General features: G+C 60.9%; 15 protein-coding genes and 1 pseudogene. 13 read left to right on the top strand and 3 right to left on the bottom strand.

Annotated elements, in window-relative coordinates:
* The first annotated feature begins 9 nt into the window (after window positions 1-9).
* Window positions 10-263 (top strand): annotated as a pseudogene (locus tag ATN84_RS18970) (DUF2171 domain-containing protein).
* 106 nt (window positions 264-369) lie between these two features.
* Here the strand turns inward: ATN84_RS18970 and ATN84_RS18965 are convergent.
* Window positions 370-1584, bottom strand: coding sequence for an MFS transporter (locus ATN84_RS18965; protein WP_068883646.1), 1215 nt, complete (start codon window positions 1582-1584; stop codon window positions 370-372).
* A 110-nt stretch (window positions 1585-1694) separates the two neighbouring features.
* On the opposite strand from ATN84_RS18965, the gene ATN84_RS18960 reads away from it, so the two are divergent.
* Window positions 1695-2594, top strand: a complete 900-nt coding sequence (locus tag ATN84_RS18960) for a LysR family transcriptional regulator (protein WP_068884338.1) — start codon at window positions 1695-1697, stop codon at window positions 2592-2594.
* Window positions 2595-2717: 123 nt separating this feature from the next.
* Here the strand turns inward: ATN84_RS18960 and ATN84_RS18955 are convergent, their stop codons facing one another.
* Window positions 2718-3635 (bottom strand): LysR family transcriptional regulator, encoded by a 918-nt coding sequence (locus ATN84_RS18955; protein ID WP_068883644.1) that lies wholly within the window; start codon window positions 3633-3635, stop codon window positions 2718-2720.
* Window positions 3636-3786: 151 nt separating this feature from the next.
* Between ATN84_RS18955 and ATN84_RS18950 the strand changes: the two genes are divergently transcribed.
* From ATN84_RS18950 to ATN84_RS18945, 3 genes are read left to right on the top strand one after another with little or no spacing between them, the layout of a single operon-like run.
* Window positions 3787-4242, top strand: coding sequence for a DoxX family protein (locus ATN84_RS18950; RefSeq protein ID WP_068883642.1), 456 nt, complete (start codon window positions 3787-3789; stop codon window positions 4240-4242).
* A gap of 40 nt (window positions 4243-4282) precedes the next feature.
* A complete protein-coding gene (locus ATN84_RS28225) occupies window positions 4283-4381 on the top strand; it encodes a thioredoxin domain-containing protein (protein WP_483140691.1) in 99 nt (32 codons plus the stop codon).
* Window positions 4378-5076: a glutathione S-transferase family protein gene (locus ATN84_RS18945; RefSeq protein WP_153020306.1), complete on the top strand. Its 699-nt coding sequence runs from the start codon at window positions 4378-4380 to the stop codon at window positions 5074-5076. The genes ATN84_RS28225 and ATN84_RS18945 overlap by 4 nt, the downstream gene beginning before the upstream one ends.
* 91 nt (window positions 5077-5167) lie before the next feature.
* Here the strand turns inward: ATN84_RS18945 and ATN84_RS18940 are convergent, their stop codons facing one another.
* Window positions 5168-6067, bottom strand: coding sequence for a LysR family transcriptional regulator (locus ATN84_RS18940; RefSeq protein WP_068883640.1), 900 nt, complete (start codon window positions 6065-6067; stop codon window positions 5168-5170).
* 124 nt (window positions 6068-6191) lie between these two features.
* Between ATN84_RS18940 and ATN84_RS18935 the strand changes: the two genes are divergently transcribed.
* The 8 genes from ATN84_RS18935 (at window position 6192) to ATN84_RS18905 (ending at window position 13506) form a co-directional block, all read left to right on the top strand.
* On the top strand, window positions 6192-7124 hold the full coding sequence (locus ATN84_RS18935) for a VOC family protein (RefSeq protein ID WP_068883638.1): 933 nt from the start codon (window positions 6192-6194) through the stop codon (window positions 7122-7124).
* Between the two features lie 64 nt (window positions 7125-7188).
* The gene (locus ATN84_RS18930; protein WP_068883636.1) at window positions 7189-7794 is read left to right on the top strand and encodes an alpha/beta hydrolase; all 606 of its coding nucleotides are present in this window, start codon (window positions 7189-7191) and stop codon (window positions 7792-7794) included.
* A 74-nt stretch (window positions 7795-7868) separates the two neighbouring features.
* Window positions 7869-8570 (top strand): pirin family protein, encoded by a 702-nt coding sequence (locus ATN84_RS18925; protein ID WP_068883634.1) that lies wholly within the window; start codon window positions 7869-7871, stop codon window positions 8568-8570.
* Between the two features lie 192 nt (window positions 8571-8762).
* Window positions 8763-8852: a K(+)-transporting ATPase subunit F gene (gene kdpF, locus ATN84_RS27005; RefSeq protein ID WP_068883632.1), complete on the top strand. Its 90-nt coding sequence runs from the start codon at window positions 8763-8765 to the stop codon at window positions 8850-8852.
* A 3-nt stretch (window positions 8853-8855) separates the two neighbouring features.
* On the top strand, window positions 8856-9002 hold the full coding sequence (locus tag ATN84_RS27340) for a hypothetical protein (RefSeq protein WP_161939597.1): 147 nt from the start codon (window positions 8856-8858) through the stop codon (window positions 9000-9002).
* A gap of 52 nt (window positions 9003-9054) precedes the next feature.
* A complete protein-coding gene (gene kdpB / locus ATN84_RS18915) occupies window positions 9055-11127 on the top strand; it encodes a potassium-transporting ATPase subunit KdpB (RefSeq protein WP_068883630.1) in 2073 nt (690 codons plus the stop codon).
* 122 nt (window positions 11128-11249) lie between these two features.
* Window positions 11250-12932, top strand: a complete 1683-nt coding sequence (gene kdpA / locus ATN84_RS18910) for a potassium-transporting ATPase subunit KdpA (RefSeq protein WP_201026408.1) — start codon at window positions 11250-11252, stop codon at window positions 12930-12932.
* A gap of 10 nt (window positions 12933-12942) precedes the next feature.
* Complete coding sequence (locus tag ATN84_RS18905; protein WP_244491135.1) at window positions 12943-13506, top strand: potassium-transporting ATPase subunit C; 564 nt, start codon at window positions 12943-12945, stop codon at window positions 13504-13506.
* Window positions 13507-13513: the final 7 nt, after the last annotated feature.

Genomic DNA, 13513 nt, shown 5'->3' with positions numbered 1-13513 from the left:
AGAAGCGACATGAGCGATGGCCGGATCAAGGAACATATGGAAGTGATCGGAGCAGACGGCGTTCATGTCGGAACTGTAGACCGCGTCGAGAATGGCCGGATAAAACTCATCAAAGCCGACAGCGGCGAAGGCCGTCACAGGGGCACCACCATTATGTCGATCTTGGGCTGGTGGCCGATGTCGAGGGGCGGAAGGTCCGCTTGTCGGCAAACGCCGCGGTAGCGGTGACATTCGAAGAAGAGCAATCGGGGAAGCCTGTCTGAACGGCTAACGCGCCGTCCTTCTTTCGTTGGCGCTCCCTATCATGGGGAGCCTCAGACAAACTCCTCACGCAAGTTGTTCGGAGCGGAACTATGAAGGTATAAGCGCTTACCTCACCTCCCCGGTGACATCATCCGGCGCATGCAGCCGGTGGTGAAGCGCCTTGACCCCAAGCGCAGCAATCGCGAGCATTCCGCCGAGAACGCAGACGCCATACCAATGCTCATAGCGCCAGGCAATGATGGCCATTGCCGATCCTGCTGAGCCGCCAAGAAACATGCCGGTCATGAAGATCGTGTTCAGCCGGCTGCGGGCCTCGGCATCGAGGGCATAGATGATATGCTGGTTCGAGACGAGTGCGCTCTGTACGCCAAAATCCAGTATGATCACTCCGGCAATCAGCGCGACGAGCGAAGCCCCGGCACCGAAGACAAGCCAGGCAATGAGCGTGAGTGTTCCCCCAAGCCAGACGACGAAATGCGGGCCACGGCGATCGGCAACGCGGCCGGCAAGCGGCGCCGCGAGTATTCCGACTGCGCCGATGACGCCGAACAGGCCGGCAACATCGGCTCCGAGGTTGAATTGTGGACCTTGCAAATAGAGGGCGAGGATTGTCCAGAAGGCCGAGAAGGAGCCGAACAACGCCGCCTGTGCCATGGTTGCGGCCCGAAGTGCCGGTTCCCGGACCCAGAAATGGGCAAGCGACCTGATAGCGTGATGGTATGGCATACGTGAAGTGGCCCTGTGGTCGGGCAAGGTCGCAAACATCAGCATTGCGGCAACAAGCGCGAGTGGCACCCCAAGCCAGAACATCTCGCGCCAGCCGGCATGCGCGCCCACAAAACCCGACAGCGTCCGGCTCAGGAGAATGCCGGAGAGAAGACCTGCCATAACGGTGCCGATGGTCGCACCGCGCTTTTCGGGGACGGCCAGCGTTGCGGCAAACGGAATGATCTGCTGGGCAACGGTGGAGCCCGCCCCAACAATCAACGAGGTGACCACAAGCCACGCTGCAGAGGGCGCCATGGCAGTGATGGCAAGGGCCGCGGCCAGCACGATGAACTGACCGATGATGAGCTTGCGCCGGTGAATGATATCGCCGAGCGGCAGCAGGAAGAATAGACCCAGCGCATAGCCAAGCTGGGTTGCGGTCGGAATGAGTGCTGTGGCCGGCTGGTTGGAGAAATCGGTCTCGATCAGTCCCAGCATCGGCTGGTTATAATAGATGTTGGCGACTGCAATGCCGGTTCCTGCGGCCATGGCGAAGAGGGTCGTCTTGCTAATTCCGCCGTCGGATGGCGACTTTTGTTGCTGCGTTTCCATGCTTTTGCCTCTTGGGAAGAAGATCGATAGCCGATATCTAGATTATTGATCAATTGCGTTTTAGTGTCCTTTTCCGTCCGACCTGCTTAACGGATTTCGATATAATGGACATGAATACGCAAGATATCGAGGTTTTCGCCGCGGCCGTCAGTGCCGGCAGCCTGGCAGGTGCCGCACGGCGTCTCGGACTGACGCCGATGATTGCCAGCCGTCGGCTTTCCGCTCTCGAGACTTCCCTGGGCGTGAGGCTGTTGCATCGCACCACACGCTCGCTGTCGCTTACGCCCGAGGGCGAGACATTCCTGCCCTATGCCGAGGCACTTCTGGAAAACAAGCGCGAGGCCGTGACCAGGTTGCGTTCCGAGACGGGCACCGCGGTGGGACTTCTACGTGTCTCCGCACCCGTTGCTTTTGGGGTCAAGTTCATCGCTCCGATGATCCCGAAGATACTGGAACAAAACCCCGAAATGCGTATCGCGCTCGATCTGACTGACAGCCTGCCGGATCTGGTCGCCACGGGCACCGATCTGGCGATCCGCATTGCCAGGCTGCGCGACAGCGGCCTCATTGCCCAAAAACTCGCGGATAACCCACGCGTGCTCGTCGCCAGCTCCGACTACATCGCGCGATACGGAACTCCCATTTCATCGGGCGACCTTGTCCAGCATATCTGTCTGCCGTTGTCAGGCGTCACCCACTGGACTTTTGTTTCGTCAGGCAGGGAAATACAGGTCCGCCTCAGCGCGCGCTTTTCCTCCAGTACGATCCAGGGCTGCCACGCGACCTGCTTGGCCGGCGGAGGCATTTCCCTTCTCGCAGCCTGGAACGTTGTCGAAGACCTCAAAACCGGACGCCTGGTGCGCATCGAGTTGAAGGACGCCGCTCCGGAACCACTCAATATCTGGGCCGTCTATCCGACGACGAGGCTGGTGCCGCAAAAGGTCCGCGTCTTCATCACCCAATTACGCGATGCCTTGACCGCAGCCGGTCTACGCAGTTCCAGCGAGTGAGGATCACGGCAATATCACGCTGTCTTGCTCAAAGCGGCCGGGTGGTCGTCATACAGGCCTCAATAAATCCGGAAAATTTCGCGATCCGCATGGGAAGCTTTTCATAAAGCGGACAATAAAGCGTCAGCCAGAGCTCGGGCGCCTGCCCTCGAACAGATCGCGGTCGCGAGCAATTCCTTCACCGACGAGATCGAAGAAGGCGCGTACGCGTGCGGTTCCCTTGAGATCGGCATGAGTGACGATCCACAGCTCTCCGGTAATTTCGGATACCGGTTCCTGTGCCGCCCGTACGACGCCTTTGTCGTTGTCGCCAAGATAGCAGGGAAGCAGGGCAAGCCCGATGCCGCCCTGTGCCGCCACGAGTTGGTTGACGATGCTGTTCGTGCGGTAAACGAAGGCGGCGCGCGGGGCAGCCTGCGCCAGCCAATCGGCGGCCTGGATACCAGAGATGGCCTCCTCCCATCCGATGAGTGCATGCCCGTCGATCGAGCCAAGGCCTGCAATTGGTCTGCCGGTTGCTTCCAAATAGGCTGTCGAGGCGTAGAACGCCCAGGCTACATCGGCGAATTTGCGGCCCCACAGATCGCCTTCCTTTGGTCGGATCGACCGCAGCGCAATGTCGGCCTCCCGGCGCGAAAGGCTGAGGATGCGATTGTCAACGAGGAGTTCTACGACAATACCGGGATGGGTTTGCCGGAATACGGCGATATAAGAGGTAAGCCGCGCGTAGGCGAGCGTTTCGGATGAGGTGACCCGCAGCCGTCCACTCAAGCGATGGTCACGGCCGGTGACGTCCCGATCGAGCGCCAGCGCTTCGTCTTCCATCCGCTCGGCGCCTGCCGCCATGCGCTCGCCGGTTCCCGTAGCCTGATACACACCGCCCGGCAATCGTTCGAACAGGCGCACGCCAAGCCGTGCCTCCAATGTCTTCAAACGCCGGAACGCGGTGGAGTGATCAATCCCCAAATCCCGCGCGGCCGCTGTCAGGCTGCCAGCCCGTTGCACGGCGAGAACCAGCCGAAGTTCGTTCCAGTCATCCATACAGATATGATTATCATCCTTTTTGCATGCAGTCATGCAAGCACCATTAGCAAAATTGCAACGAGCATTGCAAAGATGCCTCCCATATCTTCGCTCTCGGACCGAGTGCTTTGGGCACTCAAGACCGCAACATGCTGATTGGAGATGTCATATGCGGACCGAAAGCCACCACGGGCTGAATGCTGGAAATCTCGGCACTGCCCTGCTACGGGTGAGCTTGGGCGCAATGTTCCTTGCTCATTCCGTTGTCTTGAAACTGTGCACCTTCGGCCTTGACGGTACGGCAGGCTATTTCGAGTCTATCGGCCTACCAGCCTGGCTCGCATACGTTACCTTCGCGGCCGAAGCGATCGGCGGTGTATCGCTTGTCCTGGGCATTCAGGCCCGTTGGGCGGCTCTTGCTCTCATTCCGATCCTGATCGGCGCAACCTGGGTCCATGCCGGCAATGGCTGGGTGTTCACCGCCGAGGGCGGTGGCTGGGAATATCCGTTCTACTTGATAGTGCTTTCCATTGCCCAAGCCTTGCTGGGGGATGGAGCCTATGCACTGCGCCCCTCTCGCCCGTTTGAAACTCCTCTTTTCGGCGCATCCCGTAACGCGGCATGACCTCATTTTCCAGCTGAATCGCTTTTTGAAGGAACGAAGGATGAAACTCTATCACGCCACCGGAACCTGCTCGCTGGCGCCACATATCGTTGCAAGCGAGGCCGGTATTCAACTTGATTTTGAGAAGGACGACGCATGACGAACAAGATTGCCAAAAAGCCGGCGCTGACGCTGGTCAGCCACCATCTCTGCCCTTATGTGCAGCGCGCGGCGATCGTACTGGCTGAGAAGGGCGTGGCCTTCGAGCGAGAATATGTCGATCTCGCGCATAAGCCCGACTGGTTCCGTGCAGTCTCGCCGCTCGGCAAAGTGCCACTTCTGATCGTCAGGGAGGCGGATAGCGAAGCTGTGCTCTTCGAAAGTTCGGTCATTTGCGAATATCTGGAGGAGACACAGCCTGGCCTGCGCCTTCATCCGGCCGACCCGCTCGAACGCGCTCGGCATCGCAGTTGGATCGAATTCGGGTCGTCGATCCTGATCGACCTCTGGGGATTCGAGACGGCCAAGGACGCGGAAATATTCGAGGTCAAGCGACAGGCGCTGAAAGAGAAGTTCGTGCGCTTCGAGAACGAGTTGAGCGGCGGGCCGTATTTTGACGGTGAGCGCTTCAGCCTTGTCGATGCGGTATTTGGTCCAATTTTCCGTTATTTCGATGTCTTCGACGCCGTTGCCGACACCCGCGTCTTCGCTGACACCCCTGGAGTGCGCACCTGGCGGAATTTTCTTGCGGCGCGCCTCAGTGTGAAAAACGCGGTGTTGCCCGACTATGGCGAGCGGCTGCACGATTTCCTTTTCCGGCACGACGCTTATCTACTTAAGATCGCCTCGGGCTGACACGGATGACCGCTAGTCCGCGGCTGTCCTTGCTGGAAACGGCGATTCCTGCGGTCTCGGCATGGTATCGCGATATCATGGGCCGCCACATTCACAGCGGCCGGATTTTCGTCACATAACTCTCGAAGAAATCCGAGAATTTCGCGACTCGCATGGGAAGTTTCTCATAGGGCGGGTAATAAAGCGTCAGCCAGAGCTCGGGCGGCTGCCAGTCGGCAAGGACCTGCACGAGATGACCGGCGGCAAGTGCCTCCTCAACAATGAAGAACGGCAGCAGCGCCACGCCTTCGCTGTTTTCCGCAAGCCGCGCGATCAGATCGCCATTGTTGCCGGCGAATATTTTGCCCGCCCTCACCTTCCGCGTCCTGCCGGCATGGGAAAGTTCCCAGTTTTCGGCAAGCGCCTCCTCGTCATAGGCAAGGCAGGCCGCCTCGTCGAGATCATCGGGCGTTTCCGGCGTACCGTTCGTCGCAAGGTATCCTGGAGAGGCGACCAGTATCCGACGCACGCGGCAGATCTTCCGCCAGATGGTCGATTTGTCCTGCGGCGGCCCGGAAATACGCACGGCAAGATCGAAACTGTCACCGACGATATCGATGAGCCGGTCGGTCAAGGTCGCCGATACCGAAATGCCGGGATGCTCGGCGCGGAAGCCGGACACCACATCCGGCAATATCCGCTGGCCGAAGGAAAGCGGCGCGTTGAGCCTGATCGGCCCAGCGGCTCCACCCTCCTCGGCCCTGACTTCTTCCGCCGCCGCGTCGAATGCGTCCAGCAGCGGCTCGACACGCGCGGCATAGACCGCGCCGGCTGATGTCAGTGAAACTTGCCGTGTCGTTCGCAGGAGGAGTTGTACGCCAAGCCTTTCTTCGAGCGCGCCGACCGCGCGGGTCACCGTCGGCGCCGTCATCGACAGTTGCCGCGCCGCGGCGACGAAGCTGCGCTGCTTGGCGACCGCCAGGAACACCCGGATGTCGTTCAGATCGTTCATCTCGTGATTATTGCATAATTTGGAATAGTATTCCTAACATTATTTCTATTCTCTCCGCGGCCATGATCCCCCATCTTGTGTCGGAACAACGGCGTAAGGATCGCCGGACTTAAGGAGCACTTCCATGCTGACACAGATCAAGGGCCTGCATCACGTCACCTCTCTCGCGGCCGACGCCCAGGAGAACAGCGATTTCTTCACCAAGACGCTGGGACTCAGGCGCATCAAGAAGACGGTCAATTTCGATGCGCCGGAGGTCTATCACCTCTATTACGGCGACCAAGTTGGTACGCCCGGTACGGTGATGACCTATTTCCCCTTCCCGCATATCGCTGCCGGTCGTCCCGGCACGGGCGAAGTCGGGGAGACCTATTTCGCGGTTCCGAAGGGATCGCTCGCCTACTGGAAAGGTCGGTTGGATGGGCTTGGCGTGAAAGGACTGCAGGAAGCGGAAGTCTTCGGCGAAAAGCGACTGCGGTTCAGTGGACCGGACAAGGACGGTTTCTCGCTGGTGGAGGTCGATGACGATCGCCGCGAGGGTTGGCTGCATGACGAGATCGGCACTGCCGAGGCGATCAGGGGCTTTCACGGCGCCAGCATGCGCCTGAAAGACGCCGGCGCCACCCGCGAACTCCTGCGCTTCATGGGCTATGAAGAGGTGGAGAGCAAGGGCAACTGGTCTCGCTTTGCTATTCCGGGCGGCAACGGCGCCGATTTCATCGACATCCAAACCCTGTCCGGGGCCGATTATGCCCGCCAGGGGGCCGGCTCCGTCCACCATATCGCCTTCGCCGTAGAGAACCGTGCGGCGCAGCTCGAGGCGAGAAAGGCGCTGCTCGACACCGGCTATCAGGTTACCCCTGTGATCGACCGCGACTATTTCTGGGCGATCTATTTCCGCACGCCCGGCGGCGTGCTGTTCGAAATCGCCACCAACGAACCCGGCTTCGACCGTGACGAGGATACCGCCCATCTCGGCGAAGCCCTGAAACTGCCCACACGCTACGAGCCCTTCAGGGAAAAAATCGAGCAAATACTCGAACCGATCAAGGACTGACGGCATTTCACGGAAATAAACAAGCGGCGGAACCTGCCGGTCCCGTTCGCTGGAGTTGAAGAAAATGACGATCACTTCTTATGAAGCTTTAAGGAAACCTCCGGCCGCGGAAGCGCCGCTGGTATTCACCTTTCATGGCACGGGTGGCAATGAGTTCCAGTTCACCAAACTGGTCGAGCAGATCATCCCGGATGCCGGTATCGTCTCGCCGAGAGGCGACGTTTCGGAATTCGGAGCGCTACGCTTCTTCCGCCGCAAGGGCGAAGGCGTCTATGACATGGACGATCTTGCGTTGCGCACCGAAAAGATGGCCGGGTTCATTGCCGCCCATAAAGCCAAGCATCCGGAACGGCTGATCTATGGCCTGGGCTATTCGAACGGCGCCAACATCCTGGCCGCTGTCCTCTTCAAGCATCCCGAGCTGTTCGACCAGGCCGTGCTGATGCATCCGCTCATCCCGTGGACACCCGTGCCCCAAGCCGGGCTGAAAGGCAAGCCTATCCTGATCACCGCCGGCGAGCGCGATCCGATCTGCCCGCTGCCACTGACACAGGAATTGGCCGCCTATTTCAGGCAGCAGGGCGCCGATGTCGAGCTCAGCCCGCATTCCGGCGGACATGAGATACGCCAGAATGAACTTCAGGATCTGCAGACCTTTCTCACACGCTAGACCACATCCGCAGAACCTTTCACCACAATTACGCGATCCGCGATGCGCACACCGGATCGTAATCGGAGGCTTTCATGATCCTCATCCATGAAAATATGAGCCGCGGCCGGACGAAGAAGGGATGGCTCGACAGCTATCATACCTTCTCCTTCGGCGGCTTTCAGGACCCCACGCGGATGGGCTTCGGCCCGCTTCGCGTAATCAATGAAGACTGGGTCGCACCCGGTTCGGGTTTTTCCGAGCATGGGCACGATAATATGGATATCCTCACCATGGTTCTTCAGGGAAAACTGGAGCACCGAGACACGATGGGCAATGTCTCCACCATAGCGCCAGGCGAAATGCAGCTGATGTCGGCCGGAACGGGCCTTCGTCACTCGGAAATGAATGCATCCGAGACCGAAACGGCACATTTCCTGCAGATATGGCTCATTCCGGATGTTCTGAACCAAGCGCCGGACTATCAGCATATCCGCCTGCCCGAGGCTGAAGAGGCGCGCGATTGGACGCTGATCACCAGCGGTCAACCCGGCGATGCGCTCCTTTCGCTTCTCTCCGACAGCCGGATATCGATCGCCCATCCAAAAGATGGCGATCGGAGCAGCATCCCCGTCGCTGCCGGCCGGCTCGTCTTTGTCCAGATCGTCGAGGGACTGGCAAAAATCGGCGACGAGAGCTTGAGGACCGGAGACGGGCTGCAGATCGCCGATACGGCCGTTCCAGAAATCGAATGGCTGACGGACGGCAAAGCCCTGCTCTTCGATATGCCGCGCTGAATAATCACGCTGTCCCCCTCTGGTCATGGCCAGAGGGGGATGAAGCGGCATCTGCCGCAACCCGATTTCATTTATAAAATTTTATATCTTTGCCCTTCGGCCTCTCTCGAACCTTTATGCCAGCCAGGTCCATATTCCGCGGGAACGCAATTTGCCGTGCGCGGCTTCGTCGTGCGGTATGGAGACCGTGGAATGCTTATCGAATATGTTCTAGGCGGTGCCGTTACCGTCTTCGTCGCCGCATATCTGACTTATGTGCTGCTTTATCCCGAACGGTTCTGAACCATGCCGGGCCTGAAAGCCGTGCCCGATGATCCCCGCAAAGCCCAGACGCTGCTCCGCGCCTCGCACATCATTATCGTCCTGACGCTGGCGCTGCTGATCGTCGTCGCCCTCGCCTCCACGTTCGCACCCCTGTTCACGGCGAACTGATCGCCCGCATCCGCATTGCGGCGCCTTCGCTCATCACAACTGGAGTCTATCAATGAGCCAGTCCAAAACCGCGAGTATCATGGACACTCGCATCCTCATCCCCGCCATAGGCGCGGCTTTCAAGAAGCTCGATCCGCGCAGCCTTGCCGGGAATCCAGTGATGTTCGTCGTCGCCGTCGTATCAGCGCTGACGACAGTGCTGTTCGTGAAGGACCTGATAACGGGCGCCGCCGATCTCGGCTTCTCCTTCCAGATCATCCTCTGGCTGTGGTTCACCGTCCTCTTCGCAAATTTCGCCGAAGCGGTGGCGGAAGGACGGGGTAAGGCGCAGGCGGATTCGCTTCGCCGCTCGCGCAGCGCGACGCAAGCAAAGCTGCTCTCCGGCGATGACCGTTCCGAGTACAGGCTGGTGCCCGGCACGAGCCTCAAGGTCGGCGACGTGGTCCTCGTGGAGGCCGGCGACATCATTCCATCGGACGGAGAAATCATCGAAGGCGTCGCATCGGTCAACGAGGCGGCGATCACCGGCGAATCCGCGCCCGTCATCCGCGAATCCGGCGGCGACCGTTCCGCCGTAACCGGCGGTACGCAGGTGCTTTCGGACTGGATCCGCGTGCGCATCACCGCCGCGGCCGGCTCCACCTTCCTCGATCGGATGATTTCGCTCGTCGAGGGCGCCGAACGCAAGAAGACACCCAATGAAATCGCACTCAACATCCTGCTCGCGGCGATGACGCTGATCTTCGTCATGGCGGTGGCGACGATCCCAAGCTTCGCGGCCTACGCGGGCGGCGCCATTCCCGTCATCGTCCTGGTAGCGCTGTTCGTGACGCTGATCCCGACCACGATCGGCGCGCTCCTCTCGGCCATCGGCATCGCCGGCATGGATCGCCTCGTGCGCTTCAACGTGCTTGCCATGTCGGGACGCGCCGTGGAGGCCGCCGGCGACGTCGACACGCTGCTCCTCGACAAGACGGGCACGATCACGCTCGGCAACCGCCAGGCGACCGAATTCCGCCCCGTCTCCGGGGTGAGCGAGCAGGAGCTGGCGGATGCCGCGCAGCTTGCCTCGCTTGCCGACGAGACGCCGGAAGGCCGCTCCATCGTCGTGCTTGCCAAGGAGAAATACGGCATCCGCGGCCGGGATATGGCGAGCCTCCATGCCACCTTCGTGCCCTTCACCGCTCAGAGCCGCATGAGCGGCGTCGATTTCGACGGCTCCTCCATCCGCAAGGGCGCGGTGGACGCCGTGCTCAGATATATCGACCGGGCCGCGCCCAAGACGGGTAACGCCCGCGCCAGAAACGGCACGGCGCGCGAGATCCAGTCGATCGCCGACGATATCGCCAAGGCCGGCGGCACGCCGCTTGCCGTGGTGCGTGACGACCGCCTGCTCGGCGTCATCCACCTGAAGGATATCGTCAAGGGCGGCATCCGCGAGCGCTTCGCCGAACTGCGCCGCATGGGCATCCGCACCGTTATGATCACCGGCGACAATCCGATGACCGCCGCCGCGATCGCGGCCGAGGCCGGCGTCGATGATTTCCTCGCCCAGGCAACGCCGGAGGACAAGCTCAGGCTGATCCGCGACGAGCAGGCGCGGGGCAAGCTGGTCGCCATGTGCGGCGACGGCACCAATGACGCGCCGGCGCTCGCCCAGTCCGATGTCGGCGTGGCGATGAACACCGGCACCGTCGCCGCGCGCGAAGCGGGCAACATGATCGACCTCGATTCCGATCCGACCAAGCTCATCGAGATCGTCGAGATCGGCAAGCAGCTCCTGATGACGCGCGGTTCGCTGACGACCTTCTCCATCGCCAACGACGTCGCCAAATATTTCGCCATTATCCCGGCGATGTTCGTCACGCTCTATCCGCCGTTGAGCGCGCTCAACATCATGGGGCTGTCAACGCCTCAGAGCGCAATCCTGTCGGCGATCATCTTCAACGCGCTCATCATCATCTTCCTCATTCCCCTGGCGTTGAAAGGGGTGGCCTACCGTCCGATCGGCGCAGGTCCGCTGCTCAGACGCAACCTGCTGATCTACGGCCTCGGCGGGCTGATCGTGCCGTTCGCCGGCATCAAGATCATCGACATGATCGTCACGGCCCTCCATCTCGCCTGATCGAAGGATCAAGACAATGACACTTCTCTATCTGCTTCTGGGATTGGCGGTATTCGGGCTGCTCTTTGTCATGATTTCGGCCGTCGACCGGGCCTGAGCCCACTCATTCCGGAGTAATTCCCATGCTACAAGCAATAACATTCATCGCGCTCGTCGTCGGCGGCACAGCGCTCATCTCGTGGCCGGCCGGCCGCTACATGGCCTGGGCGATGGACCCAGGCACCAGCGGACGAGGCAACGCGAACGCCTTTACCAACCTCTTCCAGTCGATCGGCGGCTCGATCACACGTGCGTCGCAGGACTGGAAGCAGTATATGATATCGCTGCTAGCCTTCAACGTCGTCATGTTCGTCTTGTGTTTCGCGATCCTGGCGCTGCAGCAATATCTCCCGCTCAATCCCGACGGGAAGGAAGCGCTCGAAGGCAGCCTGATCTTCAACACCACGGCCTCCTTCACCACGAATACGAACCTTCAGCACTATTCCGGCGAGGTCTCCCTCTCCTATCTGTCGCAGCTTGCGGCGCTGATGTGGCTCCAGTTCGTGTCGGCCGCCACCGGCATCGCGGCGCTGGCCGCGCTTGCCCGCGGGCTCGCCGGCCGGGCGTCCGGCAACTTCTTCGTGGACGTGCAGCGCGCATCCTTCCTGGTGCTCCTGCCGATCGCCCTGATCGTTGCAAGCCTGCTCGTCATCGGCGGGTTGCCGATGACGTTCAACGGCGCGGCCGTCGCCACGACGCTCGAAGGCGTCCAGCAGACCATCGCCCGCGGCCCCGTGGCGGCATTCGTGGCGATCAAGCAGCTTGGCACCAATGGTGGCGGCTTCTTCGGTCCCAACAGCACGCATCCGCTCGAAAACACCGGTTTCTGGACCAATGCGCTCGAAATGTTCGCCATCATCATCATCCCGATGGCGTGCGTTTGGATGTTCGGCCGTATCGTCGGCCGCATCCGGCATGCCACGGTGGTCTTCGGCGTCATGCTTGCATTGCTTCTCGTCAAGATCACCGGCGCCGGATATTTCGAGACCGCCCCGACGGAGGCCTTCGCCGGCCTTCCGATCGAGCAGAATGTCGGCAATCTCGAAGGCAAGGAGATGCGCTTCGGCGCGACCGGAGGACCACTCTGGTCCGTGCTGACGACATCGACCAGCAACGGCTCCGTCGGCGCGATGCATGACAGCCTCAACCCGCTCACCGGCTTGATGCCGATGATCGGCATGTGGCTCAACGCGACCTTTGGCGGCGTCGGCGTCGGCATGATCAACATGTTCCTCTACATGATCGTCGGCGTCTTCATCGCCTGCATGATGATCGGCCGCACGCCGGAATATCTGGGCTGGCGGGTCGAGGCGCGCGAGGTGAAATTCGCCATGCTGGCGCTTCTCGCCCACGGTTTCTTCATCCTTGTGGGAACCGCTGTTTTCGCTGCCACCCCGTGGGGCCAGAACACGTTGAACAATATCGGCCCGCATGGCTTCAGCGAGATGCTCTACGAGTTTACCTCGGCCTCGGCCAACAACGGCTCGGGCTTCGAGGGGCTGGGCGACGACACCACACCCTGGAACATCGCGACCGGTCTCGTGATGCTGCTCGGTCGGTTCATCCCAATCATCCTGCCGCTGGCGATCGTCGGCTCGCTTTCCGCGAAACGGCGGAGCGCTGAATCGAGCGGCACGCTCAGCGTCGAAGACGGCACCTTCGCCGGCATGCTGATCGCGACGATCCTCGTCGTCGGCGCCCTGACCTTCTTCCCGGCGGCGACACTCGGCCCGATCGCTGAACATTTCATCTATATGAACGGATAATCCGGAGACCATGACCATGGAAGCCCTACTTGCCAGCATCCGCATAACCGTCGCCACCATGGCGATCTGCGTCGCCGGATATGCCACCGCCGTCTGGGCGGTGGGCCAGGCGATCACGCCGGAAACGGCGGAAGGCTCGCTGATCACCGCCCCCGACGGCACGGTGGTCGGCAGCCGGCAGATCGCCCAGGCTTTCACTCAGCCGAAATATTTCTGGCCGCGGCCGTCGGCCGTCGACTACGACGCGGCCGGCGCTGGCGGCAGCAACAAATCGCCGACGAGCCCCGACCTGACTGCCCGCGCACAGGAAATCATCGCCCGTTACGGCGCCACGGCGGAAAATCCGCTGCCGCCGGAACTGGCGACGGCCTCGGGCGCGGGGCTCGACCCGCACATCTCGGAACACGCGGCACTCTATCAGACGCCGCGCGTTGCGGAGGCCCGGGGGCTCTCACAGGTCCAGGTGGAAACCCTGATCAGGGACCATGCCTTCGCATCGGGAGGTTTCCTGGCAACGAGCCGGATGGTAAACGTGCTCGAACTCAATCTGGCGCTCGATCGGCAGGGGAGCTAGAACAACC

Source organism: Paramesorhizobium deserti (assembly GCF_001558695.1).
GTDB classification, from domain to species: domain Bacteria; phylum Pseudomonadota; class Alphaproteobacteria; order Rhizobiales; family Rhizobiaceae; genus Paramesorhizobium; species Paramesorhizobium deserti.
Note: the sequence above shows the minus strand (reverse complement) of the source record. Positions and strands in the feature narration are given on the sequence as shown.

Bases quoted from the DNA above. Each gene is read 5' to 3' on its own strand.
- ATN84_RS18940 (WP_068883640.1), bottom strand. From the start codon at position 6,067: ATGAACGATCTGAACGACATCCGGGTGTTCCTGGCGGTCGCCAAGCAG.
- kdpF (WP_068883632.1), top strand. From the start codon at position 8,763: ATGCTTATCGAATATGTTCTAGGCGGTGCCGTTACCGTCTTCGTCGCC.
- ATN84_RS18935 (WP_068883638.1), top strand. From the start codon at position 6,192: ATGCTGACACAGATCAAGGGCCTGCATCACGTCACCTCTCTCGCGGCC.
- kdpB (WP_068883630.1), top strand. From the start codon at position 9,055: ATGAGCCAGTCCAAAACCGCGAGTATCATGGACACTCGCATCCTCATC.
- ATN84_RS28225 (WP_483140691.1), top strand. From the start codon at position 4,283: ATGAAACTCTATCACGCCACCGGAACCTGCTCGCTGGCGCCACATATC.
- ATN84_RS27340 (WP_161939597.1), top strand. From the start codon at position 8,856: ATGCCGGGCCTGAAAGCCGTGCCCGATGATCCCCGCAAAGCCCAGACG.
- ATN84_RS18905 (WP_244491135.1), top strand. From the start codon at position 12,943: ATGACCATGGAAGCCCTACTTGCCAGCATCCGCATAACCGTCGCCACC.
- ATN84_RS18945 (WP_153020306.1), top strand. From the start codon at position 4,378: ATGACGAACAAGATTGCCAAAAAGCCGGCGCTGACGCTGGTCAGCCAC.
- kdpA (WP_201026408.1), top strand. From the start codon at position 11,250: ATGCTACAAGCAATAACATTCATCGCGCTCGTCGTCGGCGGCACAGCG.
- ATN84_RS18950 (WP_068883642.1), top strand. From the start codon at position 3,787: ATGCGGACCGAAAGCCACCACGGGCTGAATGCTGGAAATCTCGGCACT.
- ATN84_RS18925 (WP_068883634.1), top strand. From the start codon at position 7,869: ATGATCCTCATCCATGAAAATATGAGCCGCGGCCGGACGAAGAAGGGA.
- ATN84_RS18930 (WP_068883636.1), top strand. From the start codon at position 7,189: ATGACGATCACTTCTTATGAAGCTTTAAGGAAACCTCCGGCCGCGGAA.
- ATN84_RS18965 (WP_068883646.1), bottom strand. From the start codon at position 1,584: ATGGAAACGCAGCAACAAAAGTCGCCATCCGACGGCGGAATTAGCAAG.
- ATN84_RS18960 (WP_068884338.1), top strand. From the start codon at position 1,695: ATGAATACGCAAGATATCGAGGTTTTCGCCGCGGCCGTCAGTGCCGGC.
- ATN84_RS18955 (WP_068883644.1), bottom strand. From the start codon at position 3,635: ATGGATGACTGGAACGAACTTCGGCTGGTTCTCGCCGTGCAACGGGCT.